Source organism: Chromobacterium sp. CCUG 30098, from assembly GCF_059916605.1.
The window spans coordinates 149162-171150 of sequence record NZ_JAUCGS010000005.1 but is presented as its reverse complement, the minus strand read 5'-3'; the positions used below and the strand labels follow the sequence as shown (position 1 = coordinate 171150).

Here is a 21989-nt window from a genome sequence, read left to right as displayed (position 1 = left end):
CCTTGGATGCGAAGAAGCCGCGCCAGACCGGCGCGGCCTCGTTTCATCTTAGTCGCTGCGCGCCGTCTTGCCGCTGACCTTAAAACCTGTTCAAGACCTTGTCCCGAGCTTGCCCGAGAGACGGTGAACGGGCTCTTTATTTATGCATCAGGGACAGGAATTCGCGGCGCAGATTGGCGTCGCTGAGGAAGGAGCCGCGCATCACGCTATTGGTCATCTTGCTATTGCTGTCCTTGACCCCGCGCCAGTGCATGCAGAAGTGGTCGGCCTCCATCACGATGGCCAGGCCGTCCGGCTGCAGCTTCTTCATCAGCAGGTCCGCGATCTGGGACACCGCCTCTTCCTGGATTTGCGGCCGGGTCATCACCCAGTCTATCAGCCGCGCGTACTTGGACAGGCCGATCAGATTGGAATGTTCGTTGGGCATCACCCCCACCCAGACGCGGCCGATGATGGGGCACAGATGGTGGGAGCAGGCGCTGCGCACCGTGATCGGACCCACGATCATCAACTCGTTGAGCTTCTCCACATTGGGAAACTCGGTGCTGGCCGGTATCTGCACATAGCGGCCACGGAAGACTTCCTTGATGAACATCTTGGCCACGCGCTTGGCGGTGTCCTGGGTGTTGTGGTCGTGCTCGGTGTCGATGACCAGGCTTTCCAGCACGGCTTTCAGTTTCTCCTGAACCTCGGATTGCAGCAGGTCCAACTCGCCGTCTTCGATGTGGGCGGCGATATTGTCGTTGGCGTGGAAACGGACGCCGGCTTGCTGCAGGCGGCTGCGGATGCGTTGTGAGACCGGCAGATGGTCAACGGTATTGGTCTTGTTCATTGTGTTGGCAGTCTCGGATGCTTATTTATCATTTTGGCGCCGCCATGGCCGGCGGCTCTATCCATTGCGCATGACTTGGGGCAGGGCAGGCGGTGGGCGCCTCCCTGAAAGGCGGCGTGCTTGGAGCCTGGCCGATGCGACAGGAACGCTCCATGTTAGCACAAGCAAACGAAGCGCATCCGCAGCCGATGCGCCTAGTAGAAACCCTTAGCCCGTCAGGGCTTGACGCGGGAAGCCCTTAATTTGGCGGGCATGCAAAGTCAATGCCGGCGGCTGGCCATACAGGATATTGCTGTCCTTTTGGACGGGGTTGGGCGCGTGGCGGCGCCTCTCGCCGCGCCGGCGCAAGCCTTGTTGGCCGGAAGCGGGCGCGCCGCGCGGCGCAGCGTCCGTCCGCATTGGCGTTTTCGACACAGAAATTATCCGGATTGAATTTCCTCCCGCCTGGATTACCACTCACATAAGAACGAAAACTTATGGAGAGAGGCGGGACGGAATGAATAGCCAACAGCAAAACAGCCGGCAGCGCTGGGCCCGGGACTATGTGTTCGACGCATTGAGCCAATTGGGCATCCATCGCATTTTCGGCGTGCCCGGCACCAATGAGATTCCCATCATCGACGGCACGTCCTACCCGGAAAACCAGGTGGAGTACATCGAGTGCCTGCACGAGAACATCGCCATGGGCGCGGCCATGGGCTCGGCGCGGATGACGGGCAAGCCCGGCGTGGTGGTGGTGCACGTCACCCCGGGCATCGCCCACGGCATCGGCAATCTGTTCAACGCCTGGCGCTCGCAGGCGCCGCTGGTGATTCTGTGTTGCCAGCAGCAGAACGAGCTGGTCACGCAGGAGCCGCTGCTGGCCTCCAATCTGGTGGACCTGGCGCGGCAATACACCAAGTGGGCGCATGAGGTGCGCACCGAGCAAGAATTGCCGATGGTGTTGCAGCGCGCCTTCAAGGAAGCGATGGCGCCGCCCAACGGGCCGGTGTTCGTCGCCATTCCCTGGGAGTTCACCATGCGGCGCATCGGCGACGGCGACCGCCTGCCGGGCATTACCCGGATCTCCCCGCATTTCATCGCCGACGCCGACGCCATCCGTCAGGCGGCCGTCATGCTGCGCGAGGCGGTCAACCCGCTGATCGTGGTGGGCGACGCCGCCGGCTACGCGGAGGCCTGGCCGGAATTGCAGGCGCTGGCGGAGTTGATCGGCGCGCCGGTGTCGCTGCAAACCTTCAGCAGCCTGGCCAACTTCCCCAATGGCGATTACCACTGGCAGGGCGAACTGCCCGGCGGGCAAAAAGATCTGCAGCAAGTGTTCGCCGGCCACGACGTCGCCTTTTTGTGCGGCTTCAGCAACCAGGCTCAGGTCACGGTGTTCAAGTACAGTGACGGCCCCTTGATTCCGCCCTCGGTGCGTCAGGTGTATCTGAGCAACAACAGCTGGGACATCGGCAAGAACTACTACGGCGAATGCGCGCTGTTCGGCGACATCAAGGCCACCCTGCCGCTGCTGAACCGGGAGATCGGCGAGCAGCCGTCGGCGGCCGCGCGGCAGCGCAATGAGCTGTTGCGGCAAAAAGCCGAAGCGCGGCGCTTGCAATGGGACGTTTATCTGCGCGAGGCGATGCAACAGCAAGAAATCTGGGCGGTGGTGATCGCCGACGCGCTGCGTCTGGAAATCAGCGAACGCCGGCTGGAAAAGCAGTTCGTCTACGTGCACGAAGCGGTGTCGGACCCGGCGCCGTTCCAGTACCTGCTGCCCTTCACCGAAGAGGCCGCGGCACCCATCAGCTACTACTGCGTCGGCGGCGGCTCCTTGGGCTGGTCCATGCCCGCCACCCTGGGCATCAAGCTGGAAGCGCAAGGCTGCCAGGGCATAGACACCCGTTTCGTAGTGGCGGCCACCGGCGACGGCTCCTCCTTGTTCTATCCGCAAACCTGGTGGACCGCTCAGCATCGCCAGCTGGGGGTGCTCTACATCATCACCAACAACCACGAATACCACACCCTGCAAATGGGCCTGCAACAAGTGGAGGCGATGTACGGCGACGCGCCGGGCTACGGCTGGCAGGCGCGCACCCAGGACCCGGAATACCTGCGCATCCACCGGCCCAAACCGGATTTCGTCGCCTTGGCCCAGGCTTTCGGCGGCATGGAGGGCGAGGTGGTGGTCCATCCCGAGGCGGTGCGCGCGGCGGTGCGGCGCGGGCTGGACCACGCGCTGGCCGGCCGCGCCTATGTGCTGGACATGCAGACCGTGGGCCTGGATCAGCCGCCGCCCACGCCGCAGCAGGCCAACGCCCGCTACCGCCATCAGCCGAGGCTGGATTGCTTCCATGTCCCGGACGGGGACGGCCAGCGCAATACGGACAACGGCCAGCCGGCCAATGTGCCGGTGATTTTCTGATCCCGGCTCCACATAGCGAGGACGAGCAAACATGGCTAGCGAAAACATAGACATCGCCATTGTCGGCGGCGGCGTGTCCGGCGTGTACAGCGCCTGGCGGCTGCAACAACACTATCCCCAGAGCAAGATCGCGGTGTTCGAGGCCAGCGACCACATCGGCGGACGTCTGCTGTCGGTGCGGCCGCCGGACATTCCTGACATGGTGGCGGAACTGGGCGGCATGCGCATCCTGCCGGAAGTGCAGCCGCTGATTTACGACCTGATTCAGGAATTGAATACGCTGTTGCCGGCGCCGGAACAGATCGAGCTTTACCGCTTTCCGGTGGACGAGCCGCAAAACATCGCCTATCTGCGCGGCGTCTATCTGCGGCTGCAAGACTTCACCACCCAGCCGGACAAAGTGCCGTACCGGCTCAACTTCCTGGACCGCGGCCAGACCGGCGGCGCCGTCATCATCGACGCCATCGAGCAAATCGTGCCCGGCATCACCAATAAATCGCTGACCGAGGAAGAACGCCGGCAGATGGCGCAGAACGCCAGCTTCGGCGGCGTGCCGCTATACCAGCAAGGCTTCTGGAACGTGCTGTTCCGCGTGATCACCGGCGAAGCCTATCAATACGCCGAAGACACCGGCGGCTACGACACCACCTTGTGCAACTGGAACGCCGCCGACGCCATTCCCTGGTTTCTGTCGGACTTCGGCGTATCGGCCCAGTACATGGGCTTTTGCAACGGCTTTCAGCAAGTGCCGCTGGTGTTGGCGCAATTGTTCGAACAGGCCGGCGGCGAGGTGCGGCTGGAGGCCCCGGTCAGCGGCGTGACTCGCAGCGAGTCGGGCTTCCAGTTCCAGGTCCAGGGCCGGACGATATCCGCCAAAACGCTGATTCTGGCGATGCCGCGCCGCGCGCTGGAGCTCTTGTCCGCCACCAGCCCCTGGCTGCAGGAGGCCGCGCGCTTCCAGCAACTGGCCGCCAGCGTCACCCCGCGGCCGCTGTTCAAACTGTTCACCACCTACAACAGCCCCTGGTGGCTGAATACGGGTTACAGCACGGCGGACGGCGACTACGTGCCGGTCAAATCCGGCCGCTCCGTCACCGATTTGCCGGTGCGCCAGACCTATTACTGGCCGCGCAGCAACGGCCTGCCCGCCTTGCACGGCCACGCCATGTTGCTGGCCAGCTACGACGACGGCGACAACACCGGCTTTTGGGACGGTCTGCGCGGCCGCCGTCACAGCGCGTGGAAGAAGGGGCTGGAGGTGGCCGAGCTGGCGGATCCCTTCATCGGCGCGGACGACCAGGTGCGCGCCAAGGAGCTGAGCTGGCACCGCTACAAGGCTCCGCGGATGATGACCGAGGAAGTCACCCGCCAACTGACGGTGATGCACAGCCTGTCCTACACGCCCAAAGTGCGCAACGCCGCCTTCCGCGACTGGGGCGACGACCCGTACGGCGGCGGCTGGAACAGCTGGAACATCGGGGTGAAAAGCTGGGAAGTGAAACGGCAGATCATCCAGCCGCTGGACGGCCAGCCGCTATACGTGTGCGGCGAAGCCTATTCCGACGCCCAGGGCTGGGTGGAGGGGGCTTTGCAGACCGCGGACATGATGTTGGCCAAGCTGGTCTGAGAACCTGTTTTTGGCCTGCCGCGCGCCGGCGGGACCATCAGACGGGAGGCGGAAGCGTTTCCGGGAGCGGGACAGGCAGGCCTGTCCCGCTTGGCGCGCGCCCCGGCGCGCGCTACCATGACGGTTTGCCGCCGCGCCGGCCCCTTGCGCGGCCCCATTCTTTCCCGAGGTCTTCGTCCGATGCGCCATTGATGCCGCCGTCCTCCTGGACGGCCACGTTCTCCGCCCCCTGCGCGCAGGGGAATGTTCGGCATCCTTTGGAAAGCTTCATGACGCCTATCCATCTCACTTTGGACGACGTGTCCTATCAACTGCCCGACGGCAGGATTCTGTTCAGTCATCTCAATATGGCGTTTCACGCTCAGCGCATCGGCCTGGTGGGCCGCAACGGCGTGGGCAAGACCGTGCTGGCGCGTTTGTTGGCCGGAGAACTGCGGCCCAGCGCCGGCCGCTGTCTGCGCGGCGGGACGACGCATTATCTGGCGCAGCGGGCCGGCGCGCCCCGGGGCGACACCGCCGCCGGCCTTGCCGGACTGCAAGGCGCGCTGGACGCGCTGGCGCGCATCGAGGCCGGCAGCGTCGACGCGCGGGATTTCGAACGGCTGGCCGAGCGCTGGGATCTGCGCCAACGCTTGGAGCGGGAATGGCGACGTTTCGGCCTGGGTCATCTGCGCCCGGAAACGCCGGCCGACGCGCTCAGCGGCGGCGAAGCCGCGCGGGCGGCGCTGTGCGGGGCCATGCTGTCCGACGCCGACTTCCTGATCCTGGACGAACCCAGCAATCATCTGGACCGGGGCCAGCGGCAAGCGCTGATCGAACAACTGTCTCTCTGGCCGCGCGGCCTGCTGGTGATCAGCCACGACCGCCGCTTGCTGGCCGGCATGGAGCGCATCGTTGAACTGTCGCCGCAGGGCCTGGCCGGCTACGGCGGCGCTTACGATTTTTACGCCGAACACAAGGAGCGGGAGCAGGCGAGGGCGCTGCAAACGCTGGAGCAGCGCAAACAGGAGCGCTTGCGCGGCCAGCGGGCGCTGCGCGAACAGCAGGAGCGGCAAGAGCGGCGGCAGGCCCGCGGCGAACGGCGCGGCCGCGAGGCCAACCAGGCCCGCATCCTGTTGGACCGACAGCAGCAGCGCAGCGAGGACAGCGCCGGCAAGCTGCGGCGGCAACAGGCCGCGGCGCGGGAAGCGCTGGACCAGGCGGTGCGCGAGGCCGCCCGGCGGGCGGAGGACGACGCGGCGGTCGTCGTGCACGCCTTGCCGCAGGGGCCGGCGCTGCCGCGCGTCGCCGTCGCGCTGGACGAGGTGGCGCTGCCGTTCGCGCCCGAGGCCACGCGCCGGATTCACCTCAGCCTGGGCGGCGGGCGCCGCATCGGCGTCGTCGGCGCCAACGGCTGCGGCAAGTCCACCTTGCTCAAGGTGTTGGCCGGACGATTGCGCCCGCTCGCCGGACAGGCGCGGGCGCCGGCCGCCTGCGCCTATCTGGCTCAGGATCTGGACGGACTGGACCCCGGGCGCGGCGCGATCGAGCAATTGCTGGCGGCCAATCCCGCGGCGGGGGAAAGCCGGCTGCGCATGTTGCTGGCCCAATTGGGCCTGGACGCCGAGCGGGCGACCCGGCCCTGCGGCCGGCTCAGCGGCGGGGAACGGCTGAAGGCGGCGCTGGCCTGCGTGCTCTACGCCGATCCGCAGCCGACGCTGCTGCTGTTGGACGAGCCCAGCAATCATCTGGATCTGCCGTCGCTGCAAGCGTTGGAGGCGATGTTGCGCGCTTACCGCGGCGGCCTGCTGGTGGTGTCGCACGACGACGCTTTTCTGGACGCGCTGGATCTGGACGGCTGGCTGACGGCGGACGAGGACGGCTGGCGGCTGCTGGACGGAAGGGAGCGGCCGGAGCGCGCCATCGATAAAAGTTCGTTTTAGGTAATTTAACGTACAGATATACTAAAAACGCATGAATATAGTTAAAGCGCTGACGAAAACCGTCGGCGCTTTTTCATTCCAGTGACACGCAGGCCGGCTGGATGACGAGGCGGATGGGCGAGGCATTTGGGTGGGTGCGGAGATTCCCCTGGGGCGCGGCGGCCGCTTTGCGGCTCAGCGGCAATAGCCCTTTGCCGGCAAGAAGCCGATTGGGAGCGCGGACCGCATAGTGCCTCCAGTCGCAGCACGCGCCGCCGCTTTCCGCTCCATCCAGACGAGGGCGCCGCCAAGCAGGCCTCGGTCACAGAGCTCAAGCCAGGAGGACACCATGGCCCAACCGGAAGTGAACAAACTGCTGATGCGCGCGGTGAGCGATAACGATTTCCGCGTCAAGTTCTTGTCGGACCCCATCGCCGCGGCGAAGGACGCCGGCGCCAACAGCGCAACGGTCGCCGAATTGAAAAAGATCGACGTCGCGCGCTTGCGCGCCCAGTTCGACCACCTGACCCGGGTGTCCGGCGATTTGCTGGCCGGCTCGGTGGTGGCGGCCGGGCATAGCCGCGACTGGAGCGACCGCAGCAATATCCACGACAATGACGGCCATATCCACGACAAGGCGGCCAGCGTGTTTTCCCCGGGCGATCTGGTCACCAATCCGGCGGTGTCCACCACGCTGAACCCGGCGGCGGTGCGCGACGCGCTCAAGGACCCGCTGGTGCTCAAGGAAATTGAAAACAACCCCCAGATCAAGGCGGCCTTGAAACGCGGCGTCAAATAGCCCGCGCGGCGGAGCGGACCCCGGCGCGGCCAGCCGCGTCGGGACGGATTTCCTGGCGGCCCGCTTGCGGGCCTCTTCGTGGGGCGACGGCGATGATCATCCGGCTGACGGCTTCCTGCAACAATAAGTGCTTCTTCTGCATCGTGGACGACGAGATCGCCCAGCGCGCCTTCCGGCCGCTGGCGGAGATCGTGGCCGAGCTGGACCAGGCGGCGCCGGACGAGGAGGTGGACATCTTCGGCGGCGAGCCCACCATAGACCCGGTGTTCTGGGAGGTGCTGCGCGAGGCCTTGAAAACCGGCCGCCGCGTCAGCCTGGCCTCCAATGTACGGCTGTTCTCCCACCGCCCGTCGGCGGAGCGGCTGGCGGCCATGGCCGACGGCCGGCTGGAAGTGCGCACCAGTCTGATGGGCCACAGCGCGGAATTGCACGACAAGCTCAACGGCGTGCGGGAGGGCGCGTTCCGGCAAACCCTGCAAGGCATCCGCCGCCTCAGCGAACTGGGCTTCGACATCCAGACCAATATCGTGATCCTGGCGGAAAACGTGGAACACCTGCTCGCCACCGGCGTGACCGCGGTGGAGGCCGGCTCGTCGCGCCTCAAGTTCAGCGGCACCGTGCGCACCGGCAAATTCATCGACTCCATCGCCGATCCGGCGCTGGTGCGCGAACGGCTGCGCACCATCGTGCCGCTGTTCCGCGCGCTGGGCGTGCCGGTGACGCTGGAGAAACTGGCGCCCTGTCTGATACCGGATTTCCTCGATCTCTTGATCCGGGACTCCGATCCGGCGGTGGACACCCATCCCTGGTACGAGAAAACCCGCGCCTGCCGCGCCTGCCGGCTGGCCGACGCCTGTCCGGGCGCCGAGCGCGGCGCGCTGATCCGCCACGGCCGGGACTGGGTGCGGCCCCTGGCCGAGATCCCGTCGGAATTGATAGACGAGGTGCGCGTCGCCGCGCTGGAGCGTTATCAGCCGCGGCGCGACAAGCCCTTCTTGCGCGTGCTGTTCGATCACCAGGACCTGTCCTCGCTGGGCGTCATCGCCAGTTTCTCGCGCCAGCATCCGCAACTTTATCTGATCGCCTGAACCCGCCACCCGTTTGCGAGGCCCGCCATGAACCACGTCGTCACCCCGATCCGCCCGATTGAAGCGCGCGCGCCGCGCGCCGCGCCCGCCCAGCCGGACCGGGCCGGCATGGAGGACATCTTCGCCGACTTCCGGCTGCGCGACCGCTGGAAACCCAATTACCGCGCCCGGGACGTGGGCGACGGCGTGTTCCTGTCCAGCGACCAGGGCAGCTGGGCGCTGTTGAGCCGGGAGGAGTACCGCGCGCTGCGCAGCATCGCCCTGCCCGCGGCGCTGCACGATCTGCTGGAAGAGCGCGGCCTGATCCTCACCGCGCGCAACGCCGGCAGCGTGATGCGGGCCTATGAAGACTGGTCCGCCAATTATTTTCCCGGCACCGCCTTGCACATCATCGGCATGACGCGGCGCTGCAATCTGCGCTGCGCCTACTGTCACGCCGCCGTGGTGCGCGACAGCTCGGACCCGGCCCGCTACGACCTGGACGAAGCCACCGCCCGCGCCATCGTCGACTTCGCCTACCAATCGCCGTCCTCGCGCATCCATTTCGAATTCCAGGGCGGCGAAGCCACGCTCAACTTCGGCGCGGTGCGCTATCTGCACGCCTACGCGATGATCAAGAACCTGGCGCACAAGCGCGCCCTGTCCTTCTCCATCGTCAGCAACGGCGTGGAGCTGCCGGACGAGGTGCTGGACTACCTGGCGGCCAGCCGCATCAACATCACCACCTCCATCGAGTTCGACGCCGCGGAGCATCCGTCGCTGCGCGTGGACTGGGACGGCCGCGGCCATTGGGACGACATCCGCCGCAACCGCGCCCGCATGCGAGAACGCGGCCTGGACGTGCCCTCGCTGATCGTGGTGGGGCGCAACAATCTGCACAAGCTGCGCGACTACGTCGATTTCGCGGTGGCGGAAGGACAGTCGTCCATCTTCTTCTCCCCGGTGCAGAAAATGGGTTTCGCCAAGGGGAAGTGGGACAGCGTGGGCATGGGGATGGACGAGTTCTTCGACGCCTGGCGCGACGCGCTGGACTACATCTTTTCGCTGTGGGACCAGGGCATCCTGCTGGAAGAACGCTATTTTTCGCTGGCGCTGGAAAAGCTGTTCAACAACCGCGACGTCAAATACGTGGACTTCCGCAACCCCAGCGGCATGGTGCTGGGCAATCTGGCCTACGACCATCTGGGCAACGTCTACGGCTGCGACGAAGGCCGCGGCCACGCCGATTTCCGCATCGGCAATGTGCACACCGACAGCTACGCCGACGCGGTCACCTCCGACAAGGCGCGCCAGCTGGTGTCCTACTCGCTGCGCGAGCACGACGCCTGCCAGGTGTGCGCCTACCGGCCTTATTGCGGCGTGTCCCCCATCGTCAGCAAGGGCGAGACCCACTCGCTGGACCCGCAGCCCTTGACCAGCTCCTGCTGTCAGCGCACCCGGCATCTGTTCGACTTCGTGGTGAAGCTGATGCGCGAACGGCCGCAGCGCATCGACCAGGCGCTGACCATCATCCGGATGAGCACCCAATGAGCGCCCGGGACCGGATCGCCGGCGAACTGCAAGCCGGCGGAGAAGGCGCCCGCATCGCGGTGGAGGCGCTGGCGGTGCTGGCCGGCCTCAAGCCGCTGGCGCGCTTCACCGCCGGCCGCGACAGCGCCGCGCGGCTGTGCGCGCTGCTGGACGCCTGCGGCCTGCGCCACGGCCGATACGTGCCGCCGCCGGACGACTGGGGCTACCGCCACGCCACCGCGGAGGAACGCGCCGCCTTCAGCCGCAACGACGCGCGCGTCTATTACGCGCTGGACGCGGAGGCCCTGGAGCGGGGGCTGGACGCCCAGCGGCGGCAAGACAATGTGGCGCTGGGGCGGGCGCTGGGCTACCCGGCCTGCTGCATCGCCGCCAACGAATACTTCGGCGCCGCGCCGATGACCGACCTGCTGCGGGTGGCGCGCACTCCGGGCGGGCGCGACTGGCGGCTCAATGTCTTCCTGACCGAGATGGAAGTGGGCCGCGGTTCGCCGTACTACCTGATTTCCCACTTTCCCTGCCATCTGGGCTGCCGCGCCAGCGTCGACTACGCCGCGGCGCTGCTGGAGGTCCTGCGCGACGCCGCCCCGGCCTTCGCCGCGCAACTGGAGCGCCTGTTGCCGCTGCCGCTGCTGCTGCGCGACGAGGAAGAGCCGCCGGAGGCGCGGCGTTACGGCAATTTCGGCGCCCAGCTCTACGGCGGCGCCGTGGGCGACGCGGTGTTTTATCAGGGCTGGCGGCCGCTGCGTTCCAGCGACCGTCTGCCGGAGGCCCGGCTGGATCAGGGCGATTGCATTGCATGGCAGGAGGAGGACTTATGCGTGCTCAGCGCGCGGAACGGGCGCGAAGTGGCGAGACTGCCCACGGAACGCTGGCATCTGGTGGCGTTTCAATAAGGGCGTCCGCCTCGCCCGAACGCTTGCGCGCCGCCTTGCCGCAGCTGACCCAGGCGGCGCGGGTGGACCTGGCGCTGACCCTGGCCGGCGCCAAGCCGCTGGCGCGGGTGTCCTGCGCCTACCGCGAGGCGGAGTCGGTGATCGGCGCACTGCGGCGGCTGGGCTTGCACGCCCGGCGCTGGGAGCGGGCCTTGCGTCCGGCGGTGGCGGACGCCGACGACTACGTGGTGTCCGCCGTGGCCAGCGACGAGACGGCCGCGCCGGACGCGCGCGCCTTCGTCTTCGCCGCCCGCGACGGCGAACTGGCGGAGCTGGCCGCGCGTTTCACCGACAACGACGTCATCGCCGGCCGCCTGCTGGGCTATCCGGATTGCTGCGTGCAAGCCTATCTGGCGCATCGCGATCATCATCACGCCCGCCTGGAGCCGGCTTTCGCCGGCGACGGCGGCGCGCAGCCCTACTGGACCAACACCATGCTGGACGTGTTCGGCTGGCATCTGCTCAGCCACTTCCCCTGCCGCGCCGACTGCGCGGCCAGCCGCGATCAGGCGATGCGGCATTGGGAGGCGCTGTGCCGGCTAGACCCCGGCTTCGGCCTGGCCGCGGTACGCCATCTGCGCAGCCTGGTGCTGCGCCATCCGCGGCTGGGGCTGGTTTACGGCCAGCCGCTGGCGGACGGCGGCTTGCGGCTGCTGGGCGGCTCCGCCGCCTTCCGCGCCGCGCTGGGCGGCGCCGAACGGGTGAGCCGCCGGCCCGGCGGGCTGGCGGGCGGCGATTTTGCCGTGAGCGGGCTGGAAACCTTCGACTTCACCGCGGGCAGCGACGATGTCCACCCCGTTTGACGATCTCGCCGCCAGCGCCGCCTGCCCGGGCGATCCGGACGGGCTGGCGCTGCTGGAAAGCTGCGCGGCCCGGGCCTGGCGGCAAAGCCTGAGCGTCTTCCTCGAGCGCGTCGCGCCGGCCATCGCCTTGCCCGGCGGCGCGGCGCGGGCGCTGCGCGAGCTGGCCCAGGCGGAGCCGGATTTCGAACGGCTCTGGCACCCGGCGCTGGGCGCGCTGGCCCAGGCCGAGCGCCAGCCTCGCGCCGGCTTTCTGTTGGCCTGCGCCTTGGAAATCGCCTGGCACGCGCACCTGAGCGGGGTGGCCGGCGAATGGCGCGCGCGCTGGAGCCCGCCGCGCACCCTGGCGCTGCCGGATCGGATCGCCGACGTCCGCGCGCTCAGCGTCGTCGCGGACGGGCGGACGCTGACGCTGAAGGCCGCCGGCGCGGACGGTTCGCGGCTGGCGCTGAGCGCCGCGGCGGCGCCATGGGGCGGGGCGGGCAGAAGCCCCGTTCTGGCTGCCTATCCGGTGCGCACCCCGGACGATCGCGAGCAGGCCGCCGGCGAGCCGGACGCGGCGGCCGGACGGGCGCTGGCCGCCGGGCTGGCCTTGATCGAGCAGGGCGCGCCGGCCTACGGACCCTGGGTGCGCCGCCTGGTGCGCCAGGTCCGGCCGCTGAGGCAAAGCGGCGGCCTGGTGTCCAGCTGGAGCAGCCTGCACTATCCGGGGCTGGTGTCGATGACGCTGTTCGCCTCGCCGCTGGACATGGCGGAAACCCTGGTTCACGAAGCCAGCCATCAGCACTTCCACTTGCTGGACCGGTTGTTCCCCTTGAGCGAGCGCGGGGCGGAAGAATGGCTGTATTCCCCGGTCAAGCGCTGTCGGCGTCCGGCCCTCATGCTGTTGCTGGCCTACCACGCCTTCGGCAATGTGGCGCTGTTTTTCGACGCCTTGCGGCGCAACGGCCGCTTGGTGGACGCCGACTGGCGCCATCACATGGCGGACTTGCGCGACTGGCTGCCGCGCATGGCCGCGGAACTGGAACGGGCGCGCAGTCTGAGCCCGGCAGGGCGGCGCTTCCTGGACGCCTTGCAGTTGCCATTGCGGCCGCTGCTGAAGCCGGCGGCGTGCCCGATCGAGGAGATCGCGCGATGACCCCTGAAATCGCCCGCGCTTATTCCAGCCCCTTCGAAGCCTTCGACGAGGACTGGCACGCCGGCTGGACGCGGCAGCTGCGCGGCCGGCAGTTGAACGCCTTTCTCGAGCATTGGCGGCCCTTGCTGCAGCGCCACGCGCCCGGCATCGCCCCGGCCTTGTCGGAGATGGCCGCCGCCATGCTGTCCGCGGGCGGCGCCAACGCGGCCGAGACCGCGCGGCTGACCGAGCTGGCCGCGCATCCGTTTTGCAATCTGCAAGCGCTGCGAGACGAAGAGGCCCGCCAGCCGGACCTGTTGCTGTCGCGCGCCCTGCAATGCGCGCTGCACTGGACCGCGCACCGGCCCGGCCGCGAATTCCACCTGCGGCTGTCCCGGCCGCTGGCGCTGGGCTTCGCCGGCTACGCGCTGCCGGCCGCCGTCGCCTACCGCGTCAGCGGCGACGCGCAAAGGCTGGAAATCCGGCTGGACACTGCCGCGCACACGCAGCGCGGCTGCGCTTTCGAGCGCGAGGGCGAGAGCTGGCGCAGCGTGACGGGGCCGGCGCGCAAACTGCCGGCCGTCGCCCTGGGCGAGGCCGGGCCGGACATCGTGCTGCGGCCCTTGCCGCGCAGCCTGCTGAACCCGGACCCGGAGGTCGTCCTACCCGGCCCGGGCTGCGCCGCCACCTTGAACCGGGCGATGACGCTGATCGCCTGTCATTCCCCTGCCTACCACCGCTGGATCGCCCGTCTGCTGCGCGTGGTGTCCCCGCTGCGGCTGGAACCGGGCAAGTTCAACAGCGAAAGTTATTCCATGCTCAACGGCGCGCTGTACATGACCATCCATCCGGACCCCTTGCGCTGCGCCGAAACTCTGGTGCATGAGGTCAGCCACGATTATCTGCACCAGCTCGCCGCCATGGGCGCGCTGAGCGATCCCTCGCTGGGCGAAACCTTCCATTCCCCGGCGCGCGGCGCGCAGCGGCCGACGCTGGGCATCCTCAAGGCCCACCACGCCTTCGTCAACGTGCTGATTTTCTACTACCGGCTGATCATGGCCGGCGTCGCGGTGCACAGCGAGCTGGCGCGCAATGTGTCGGAGCTGGAAGACTGGCGCGCCCAGATGGAAGAATCTCTGGCCCGGGCGCGGGCGCTGACCGCGCTGGGACAGGCTTTGTGGCGGCCGCTGGCGCTGAGGGCGGACCAGTTCCGCGCCTTGGCCGGCCGCGACGTCGCGGCACATTGCGCATAGGGGGCGATCATGTTGGAAAACGTGCTGTTCTTCGAGCAACCGTACCGCCACTTCCTCTGCTTCGACACCTTCGACGAGACGGTGGCCCAACAGGCGGACGCGGTGCTCAGAGGCCCGCTGCCCTGGGAGGAGCGGGTGGGGGATTTCTTCGTCACCTACCGGCTGGATCTGCGCCGGCTCTATCAGCTGCGGCCGGACGCGCCGGCCTTTGTGCGCGAGGAGTTTCTGGACGCCTTGCGCGAGCAGATGCAAATCCTGTTCGAGGTGCCGCTGTCCGCGGACGACATTCAGGTGCTGGGGCACCGCATGGTGCCGGGCCAGCGCATCGGCGTGCATAACGACAATCCCGGCCTGGGCTACGAAGGCTACCGCGTGGTGGTGCAATTCACCCGCGATCACCGGCCGGAAGACGGCGGCTTGCTCAATATCCACGCCGGCGACGAGCCGGAGGCCGTCTACCAGAGCATCCGGCCCTATCCCAATATGGCCTTCGGTTTTGAGATGAGCGCGCATTCCTACCACTCGGTGTCGGCGTTGACGCGACAGCCGCGCGACGCGCTGATCTTCAATTTCTGGCACCAGGGCAACACCCCGGCGGTGGAGCGCCGGGTGCGGCAAACCCTGGCGCAGCTGTTTCCGGACGCGGCGCTGGCCGCATCCGATCCCGGCGAGCGCGGCCTGCACCGCGACGGCGACGTTTCGGATGCGCCCGATTGGCCGGCGCCGAGCGCGGCGCAAGCGCTGTTGGCGGAGTGGGGGCTGGGCGGCGCGGCGCAGGCGGCCGGCCTGCTGCTGGCCGCCGCCCGTTCCGGTGCGCCGGAACCCGTCCGCGCGCCGGAAGTGAGCGCGGCCCTGGCGCGGCTGGGATTCGCGCCCGGCGCGCCGCTGCCGGCCAGCGAGGCCATACACGCCGCCGCCCAGGTCAACGTGGGCTTGAGCACCGATCCGGACACCCTGCGCGCCGCGCTGGTGTTGGCGGTGTGGGTGGCCAGCGCGCCCAGCCGCATGTTCACCCACGAGCATTGGCGCCGCTGCGCCGCCCAGGTTCGTCCCTGGGCGCACCGCTTGCCGATACGCGTGATGCATTTGGCCGAGACGCTGTTCCCGGAATGGCCTCAGACCGGCGCGGGGTAGGAGGGCCCGGCCGACGCGCCGAGCGCCGGCTCAGGCCTTGACGGCCGCCGTCCAAAGCGGGGCCATGGCGACGCGTACCGAAGCCAAGAGCCGCTCGCGCGGCACGCCGTCGCGCGCCTGCACCGAGATGCCGTGCAATTGCGCGGCGTAGAAATCGCCCAGGGCGTCCGCATCGGTGTCCGGCCGCAGCTGGCCGTCGGCCACGCCGCGCCGCAGCCGGTCTATCACCGATTGCGTGCGCTGATGGCGCTGCGCCCGCAGCCATTCCAGCACCCCGTCGTTCTGCTCCGAGCAATTGGTGGCCGCCGACACCACCATGCAGCCCTGCGGCGCGTCATGCCGGGTGTAGAGCATGACCGCGTCGCGCAGCATCCGCTCGATGGCGGCGGCCACATCGCTCTCCTGGCGCAGCGCCAGATCGGCGAAGCCGCCGTCCCCGGCGGCGTAGCGCGCCACCGCCTCGCGGAACAAACCCTCCTTGCTGCCGAAGGCCGCGTAAATCCGCGCCGAGGCGATGCCCAGCGCCGCAACCAGATCCGACATCGACGTGCCCTCGTAGCCGCGCCGCCAAAAGGCCAGCATCGCCTGTTGCAACGCCTGTTCCCGGTCAAACTCCCTAGGCCTGCCCGCCATCTTTCCGCCCCGCTCGATTGTTCTTGGGCGGAATTTTATCGCGCTCCGCCGTTGACGTGTAGCCTTGGCGTCGCCTATTATTTGTCGATCGACAAACAATTAAGGGCGACACATGAAAACACTCAAGGGACCCAGCCTGCACCTGGCTCAATTCGGCGCGGATCAAGCCCCGTTCAACAGCCTGGACGGCATCGCCGGCTGGGCGGCGCGCACCGGCTTCAAGGCCTTGCAGGTTCCGGCCTGGGACAGCCGCTTCATCGACGTGGAACTGGCCGCCGTCAGCCAGGACTATTGCGATGAAATCACCGGCACGCTGGCCGCGCACGGCCTGCGGATCAGCGAGCTGAGCACGCATATCTTCGGGCAACTGGTGGCCGTGCACCCGGCCTACGACGCGATGTGCGACAACTTCGCGCCGCCCGGCCTGCGCGGCAAGCCGGAGGCGCGCACCGCCTGGGCGCTGCAGCGCCTGCGGATGGCGGCCCAGGCCTCGCGGCGGCTGGGGCTGAGCGAGATGGGCACGTTTTCCGGCTCCTTCGTCTGGCCGTATCTGTTCCCGTTTCCGCAGCGGCCGGAAGGGCTGATCGAAACCGCCTTCGAGGAACTGGCGCGGCGCTGGCTGCCCATCCTCGACGCCTGCGACGAACACGGCGTCAACCTGTGCTATGAAATCCATCCCAGCGAAGACCTGCACGACGGCGCCAGCTTCGAACGCTTTTACGAGCAAGTGGGCGGGCATGCGCGCTGCAAGATGCTGTTCGACCCCAGCCACCTGGTGCTGCAGCAACTGGACTACCTCGCCTTCCTGGACATCTATCACGAGCACATCCGCATGTTCCATGTGAAGGACGCCGAATTCCGGCCCAACGGCCGGCAAGGCATTTACGGCGGCTACAGCGGCTGGATGGAGCGCGCCGGGCGCTTCCGTTCGCTGGGCGACGGCCAGGTGGACTTCAAGGCGATCTTCTCCAAGCTGGCGCAATACGACTACGAAGGCTGGGCCACGCTGGAGTGGGAATGCTGCCTCAAGGACCAGGAAGACGGCGCGCGCGAGGGCGTGGACTTCATCAATCGCCACATCATCCACGTCACCGAGCGCATCTTCGACGACTTTGCCGGCGCGGCGGTCGATCAGGCTCAGATCCGCGCGATGCTGGGCATCGCCTGACTTCCATCCACTTTTCACTGCGAGACTACAGATGTCGGCACTTCCTCTGATCGATACCGAACCCGATTTCACTCACAACTATGTGCGGCTGGACGGCCAGCGCGTCCACGTGGTCACCGCCGGCGCGGGCCGCCCGGTGCTGCTGGTCCCCGGCTGGCCGCAAACCTGGTTCGCCTGGCGCCACGTGATGCGCGCGCTGGCCGCGCGCGGCTTCCAGGCCATCGCCGTCGACCCGCCGGGCACCGGCTTGTCCAGCCGGCCGGACAGCGGCTACGACACCGGCGCCGTCGCCGCCGCCTTGCATCAGGTGATGCTGCGGCTCGGCCACGCCAGCTACCAGGTGGTGGGCCACGATGTGGGCATGTGGGTGGCTTACGCGCTGGCCAGCGACCATCCGGGAGTGGTCAGCCGGCTGGCGCTGACCGAGGCGGTGATACCCGGCCTGGCGCCGGCGCCGTCTATCTTCGCGCCGCCGGAGGAAAACATCTTCCTGTGGCACTTCATGTTCAACCAGCTGGCCGACTTGCCGGAAACGCTGATCGCCGGGCGCGAGCGCGCCTATCTGGACTTCATGTTCCAGCGCTGGTCGTGGCGGCGCGACCGGGTGGCGGCGGAGGTGTATATCGACGCCTACTCGTCGCCGGGCGGCTTGCGCGGCGGCTTCGCTTATTACCGGGCCATTCCCGAAACCATTCGCCAGAACCAGCGGCGCGTGCAAAGCAAACTGACCATGCCGGTGCTCGCCATCGGCGCCGAGCACGCCACCGGCAACGCTCCGCTGGACACCATGCGTGGCCGGGCCGACGACTTGCGCGGCGTGGTGATTCCGGATTGCGGCCACTTCATCATGGAGGAGGCGGCCGAAGAGTTCATCGCCGAGCTGCTGCCCTTCCTGGAAAGCGAGGACTGAGATGCCCTTGGATAGCAAGATCCAGCAGTGGCTGGAACAGGCGGCGGGCGATGCCGCCGCGCCGGCGGACATGGCGCAGCTGAGCGCCGACACCGACGTCGGGCTGCGCCAACTGCACGGCCCGCTGGAACCCGTTGCGCGGGTGGAGGTGTTCCAAGTGAAGGCGCGGGACGGCTACCCGCTGCGCGTGATCGGCTATTGGCCCGAGGCCAGCGCGGCGCGCGAGGCGGCGCAGCCGGCGCTGGTCTTCGCCCACGGCGGCGGCTGGTGCCTGGGCTCGGCCGAGGTCTACGACAACCCCTGCCGCGCGCTGGCCCAGGCCACCGGCTGCGTGGTGCTGTCCGTCGATTACCGGCTGGCGCCCGAGCACCGCTATCCGGTGCCGCTGCACGATGTGTACGACGCCTTGTGCTGGGCGTTTGAACACGCGCAAGCGCTCGGCCTGAACCCCAAGCGGCTGGGCGTGGCCGGGGACAGCGCCGGCGGCAACCTCGCCGCCGCGGCCTGCCTGCTGGCGCGCGATCAGGCAGGCCCGTCCATCGCCCATCAACTGCTGATCTACCCGGCCTTGAGCCACAAGATGGACAGCGCCTCCTACCAGGCTTACGGCGACGGCTATTACCTGACGCGCGAGCTGATGCGCTTCTGCTACTCCACCTATCTGTCCGCGGAGGCGGAGGGGGCGTCGCCCTATGTCTCGCCGCTGCTGGCGACCCGCCTGGACGGCTTGCCGAGCGCGACCATCCTGACCGCCGAGTTCGATCCCTTGCGCAGCGAGGCGGAGGACTACGCCGCGCGGCTGAACGCGGCAGGCGTCAAGGCGACGGCGCGGCAGCTGGACGGCATGGTCCATGGCTGCATCCACATGAAGGGGCTGACGCCGGCTGCCGGCGCGCTGTTCGACATCGCCGGCGGCGAGGTGAGGGCGGCCTTGGGCGTGGACGGCTGACTGCGTTTCAAGCGACGGCCGCCAGGCGGCGTAGTTCAAGGCCCAGGAGATGGGGATGGCTACGCCAGGCGGTGGATGCGGCCTAAGACCCATTAACAAAACTCCTGATCCTGCGTTACGCCTCCTTATGGAGTCATGTTCGCATGAAGAGGCGTGACGACAGGTTCACTCAAAATTTCGAATTCACTTTCATCAACCGTTCAAAGAGCGATCTAAATATGAATGGGGCCAAATATTGCGTTGGATTTTTCAGACATGAAAGCCCAGTAGCGATCTCCAAAAGACCAATGCCACCATTCAAATGGATAATTTATAAAACCAGCTTGCGTCATCGCATCAAACAATTGCTTACGGTTGAGTTGCTGAGTGGAGTTCAATTCATCAAAGTATGAGTGGCAAGCTCCGTTAGAGCTTTTCTCATCTTCATCATATGCGCAGCCCATATCTAGCTCATTGCCCTTTTTATCTATTAATGTAACATCCACGGCGCCTCCGGTGGGGTGGCCCGCAACGATGGGCGGTGCGATAAGGTGCGATGCTATTTTTTCAACTTCTTTGATTGATAGATTGGGTTTCTCAATGAGCAAGTCGTTAACGTAGCCGTCAAACAGTGTTTTCTGTAAATGATAGGGACGGTATGACTCTTTTATTAGGATGGACAAGTGTTCAGGAAGCGCGTCAGCTACTGTTTTAAGCCGTTCGGCAACAGAGCGTCTGGCAATGAAATTTGCCTGATAACCCAAGCAACTGGCGTTTTCAGTGGAAGTGTCTGCATAAATTTTTTTATGTATGTTTTCTATTGAAATCATGGGCTCGTGACACTCTTGAATTAAAATGTCGGCGATGCGTGGGTCAGACAGCGGTATCTTTTTTGACATTTTTAATCTCTTTTGGCCTGGCATGAGTTTTGGATTCGTCCACAACTGGGACAGAAGGCATGACACCCCCTAGTGCTAATGCCGCACCAATGGAGTCATCTGGGTTTTCTAAAATTCATGTCAAACGGAAGTTGATATGCTTCGGTAATCTGTGCAATTCGTCGGGATTTTTTTTGACCAAGGTCGCAGTGTCTTGTTCCGGTAGCCGCAGTCATAGTTGGTGCGGTTGTAGTCGGTTTTTTCTTGATAGGGTCTACGGAAGCGGTGTAACTGCCGGTAGATGATATGAAAATTACATCGTCTTGACGGATGCGTATTTAGAGCGTCTTTGCTTGCAAGACTTTAACACCGGTTTTGAGCGCCAAGGAGCGCTGGGCGCTCCCTGGCGATGGCCCGGCTACACCAGGCGGTTGATGTGGTTCACGCCATGATTCAAGCGTTGTAGCACCGGCTCCAGCAGCGCCACCGCCTCCTCGCTGCTGAACAGCAAGGGTTCGTCGCGGCGTTGCAAGAGAGTCATGATGGCTTGCAGGCCGGTCTGAGCGGAACGGATATCGATCAGACCTTGCAATAAACAGGCATCCATCTCCGCGCATTGCTGGGCCAGCTGTTGGCCCAAGTGAGGCAGCGCGGTGTTGTCCCGCGTATCGAGCAGGTTCCGGTTCAACTGCTTTAATTGCTCCAGCACCGGTAGTTCGTCTTGCTTCATGACCGGGCCTCCTGCGGGATCAGCTTCGCCTGTGGTTTTTGGATGAACAAGATGATCAGCACCGCCGCTGCCGCCTCCAGCAGCGCAACAAAATACAAGCCAGCGCTCAAGTTGCCGGTACTGGTTTTCAGAAAGCCGATCATATACGGCGCAACAAAGCCCGCCAGGTTGCCCACCGAGTTGATCAGCGCAATGCCGCCGGCCGCGGCGGTGCCGGCAAGGAACAGCGAGGGCAGGGCCCAAAACACCGGGAAGGCGGCCAGAATGCCGACCGAAGCCAGGGTCAGCGCCAACAGCGCCAGCCAGGTGTTGTGAAGCAGCGCCGCGGTCAGCACCAGGCCCAGGGCGGCAATCAGGGCCGCGACGGCGCAGTGCAGGCGACGTTCGCCTACCTTATCGGAGTGCGCGCCGTTCCAGACCATGGCGATGATGCCGGCGAGGAAAGGCAGCGCCGAAATCAGGCCGATATTGAGGGTGCCTTGGATGCCGAGTTCCTTGATGATGGAGGGGGACCAGAAGGCGATGGTGGCGTTGCCGCTGACGATGCAGAAGTAGATGGCGGCGCAGAGCCAGACATAGGGGCTGGTGAAAGCGGCTTTCAACGACGACTGCTTGTTGGGGTCGCGCTGATCCGCTGCGATGTCCTGGCGGATGGCTTCTCGTTCCGTCGGACTCAGCCAAGCCGCTTTGGCCGGCGTTTCCGGCAAGTAGCGCAGCACCGCCAGGCCGGCCAGAACCGAGGGCGCGCCTTCCACGATGAATAGCCATTGCCAACCCTGCCACTGGTTCAAGCCGTCCAGACTGGACATGATCAGCCCGGCCAGCGGGCCGCCGATCACCCCGGCAATGGCGAAGGAAGTCATGAACAGGCCATTGATGCGGGCGCGTCGGGCGAGAGGGAACCAATAAGTCAGGTACAGCACCACGCCGGGGAAGAAGCCGGCCTCGGCGGCTCCCAGCAGAAAACGCAGCACATAGAACTGAGTCGGGGTCTGCACCAGGGCCATCGCCATGGAGATGGCTCCCCACAAGATGGTGATCCGGGCCAGAGTCTTTCGCGCCCCGACTTTTTCCAGATACAGGTTGCTGGGGACTTCAAACAGGAAATAGCCGATGAAGAAAATGCCCGCGCCCAAGCCGTAAATGGCCTCGCTGAACTGTAAGTCGTTCAGCATCTGCAACTTGGCGAAGCCGATATTGACCCGGTCAATCCAAGCCAGGATAAAGAGCATGATCAGGAAGGGGATAAGCCGCAAGGTGGCTTTGCGGTAGGCATTGTTCCGCTCGTCGGGAGTCACTCGCAGGGTCTTGTCCATTGC

Annotated in this window: 19 protein-coding genes; 14 read left to right on the top strand and 5 right to left on the bottom strand. The window is 66.3% G+C overall.

Features of this window, described 5'->3' with window-relative positions; all coding sequences use genetic code 11:
- Positions 1–136: 136 nt before the first annotated feature.
- Positions 137–832, bottom strand: coding sequence for a GTP cyclohydrolase I (gene folE / locus QUG03_RS13295; RefSeq protein ID WP_500820199.1), 696 nt, complete (start codon positions 830–832; stop codon positions 137–139).
- A 496-nt stretch (positions 833–1328) separates the two neighbouring features.
- Here folE and QUG03_RS13290 point away from each other — a divergent pair, with 496 nt between their 5' ends.
- The 11 genes from QUG03_RS13290 to QUG03_RS13240 all read left to right on the top strand — a co-directional run bounded on the left by QUG03_RS13290 (position 1329) and on the right by QUG03_RS13240 (position 15423).
- Positions 1329–3242, top strand: a complete 1914-nt coding sequence (locus QUG03_RS13290) for a thiamine pyrophosphate-binding protein (RefSeq protein WP_486636832.1) — start codon at positions 1329–1331, stop codon at positions 3240–3242.
- Positions 3243–3273: 31 nt separating this feature from the next.
- Positions 3274–4869, top strand: coding sequence for a flavin monoamine oxidase family protein (locus tag QUG03_RS13285; RefSeq protein ID WP_500820198.1), 1596 nt, complete (start codon positions 3274–3276; stop codon positions 4867–4869).
- 269 nt (positions 4870–5138) lie between these two features.
- Positions 5139–6791, top strand: coding sequence for an ATP-binding cassette domain-containing protein (locus tag QUG03_RS13280; protein WP_500820197.1), 1653 nt, complete (start codon positions 5139–5141; stop codon positions 6789–6791).
- Positions 6792–7119: 328 nt separating this feature from the next.
- A complete protein-coding gene (locus tag QUG03_RS13275) occupies positions 7120–7569 on the top strand; it encodes a hypothetical protein (RefSeq protein ID WP_107798579.1) in 450 nt (149 codons plus the stop codon).
- A 92-nt stretch (positions 7570–7661) separates the two neighbouring features.
- Positions 7662–8657 (top strand): radical SAM protein, encoded by a 996-nt coding sequence (locus QUG03_RS13270; protein WP_500820196.1) that lies wholly within the window; start codon positions 7662–7664, stop codon positions 8655–8657.
- Between the two features lie 27 nt (positions 8658–8684).
- A complete protein-coding gene (locus tag QUG03_RS13265; RefSeq protein ID WP_500820195.1) occupies positions 8685–10187 on the top strand; it encodes a radical SAM protein in 1503 nt (500 codons plus the stop codon).
- Positions 10184–11080: a hypothetical protein gene (locus tag QUG03_RS13260; protein ID WP_107798576.1), complete on the top strand. Its 897-nt coding sequence runs from the start codon at positions 10184–10186 to the stop codon at positions 11078–11080. The genes QUG03_RS13265 and QUG03_RS13260 overlap by 4 nt, the downstream gene beginning before the upstream one ends.
- Positions 11081–11115: 35 nt before the next feature.
- Positions 11116–11922 carry a hypothetical protein gene (locus tag QUG03_RS13255; RefSeq protein WP_500820194.1) on the top strand — a complete coding sequence of 269 codons (807 nt, stop codon included), beginning with the start codon at positions 11116–11118 and terminating at the stop codon, positions 11920–11922.
- Positions 11906–13057, top strand: a complete 1152-nt coding sequence (locus QUG03_RS13250; RefSeq protein WP_500820193.1) for an aKG-HExxH-type peptide beta-hydroxylase — start codon at positions 11906–11908, stop codon at positions 13055–13057. Before QUG03_RS13255 ends, QUG03_RS13250 begins: the two co-directional genes overlap by 17 nt.
- Positions 13054–14289 carry an aKG-HExxH-type peptide beta-hydroxylase gene (locus tag QUG03_RS13245; protein WP_500820192.1) on the top strand — a complete coding sequence of 412 codons (1236 nt, stop codon included), beginning with the start codon at positions 13054–13056 and terminating at the stop codon, positions 14287–14289. Before QUG03_RS13250 ends, QUG03_RS13245 begins: the two co-directional genes overlap by 4 nt.
- Before the next feature lie 9 nt (positions 14290–14298).
- Entirely contained in the window at positions 14299–15423 is a 1125-nt protein-coding gene (locus QUG03_RS13240) for a 2OG-Fe(II) oxygenase (RefSeq protein ID WP_253314091.1), read from the top strand.
- 30 nt (positions 15424–15453) lie between these two features.
- Here QUG03_RS13240 and QUG03_RS13235 read toward each other — a convergent pair whose 3' ends face one another.
- Positions 15454–16056: a TetR/AcrR family transcriptional regulator gene (locus QUG03_RS13235; RefSeq protein WP_500820191.1), complete on the bottom strand. Its 603-nt coding sequence runs from the start codon at positions 16054–16056 to the stop codon at positions 15454–15456.
- Between the two features lie 112 nt (positions 16057–16168).
- Between QUG03_RS13235 and QUG03_RS13230 the strand changes: the two genes are divergently transcribed.
- From QUG03_RS13230 to QUG03_RS13220, 3 genes are read left to right on the top strand one after another with little or no spacing between them, the layout of a single operon-like run.
- A complete protein-coding gene (locus QUG03_RS13230) occupies positions 16169–17224 on the top strand; it encodes a sugar phosphate isomerase/epimerase family protein (protein WP_500820190.1) in 1056 nt (351 codons plus the stop codon).
- Positions 17225–17255: 31 nt separating this feature from the next.
- Positions 17256–18134 (top strand): alpha/beta fold hydrolase, encoded by an 879-nt coding sequence (locus QUG03_RS13225; protein WP_500820189.1) that lies wholly within the window; start codon positions 17256–17258, stop codon positions 18132–18134.
- A 1-nt stretch (position 18135) separates the two neighbouring features.
- A complete protein-coding gene (locus QUG03_RS13220) occupies positions 18136–19083 on the top strand; it encodes an alpha/beta hydrolase (RefSeq protein ID WP_500820188.1) in 948 nt (315 codons plus the stop codon).
- 212 nt (positions 19084–19295) lie between these two features.
- Here the strand turns inward: QUG03_RS13220 and QUG03_RS13215 are convergent, their stop codons facing one another.
- The 3 genes from QUG03_RS13215 to QUG03_RS13205 form a co-directional block, all read right to left on the bottom strand.
- Positions 19296–19961, bottom strand: a complete 666-nt coding sequence (locus QUG03_RS13215; RefSeq protein WP_500820187.1) for a M15 family metallopeptidase — start codon at positions 19959–19961, stop codon at positions 19296–19298.
- Positions 19962–20358: 397 nt separating this feature from the next.
- Positions 20359–20670, bottom strand: a complete 312-nt coding sequence (locus QUG03_RS13210; protein ID WP_107800302.1) for a DUF1484 family protein — start codon at positions 20668–20670, stop codon at positions 20359–20361.
- Positions 20667–21986 carry an MFS transporter gene (locus QUG03_RS13205; protein ID WP_500820186.1) on the bottom strand — a complete coding sequence of 440 codons (1320 nt, stop codon included), beginning with the start codon at positions 21984–21986 and terminating at the stop codon, positions 20667–20669. Before QUG03_RS13205 ends, QUG03_RS13210 begins: the two co-directional genes overlap by 4 nt.
- Between the last annotated feature and the right edge of the window lie 3 nt (positions 21987–21989).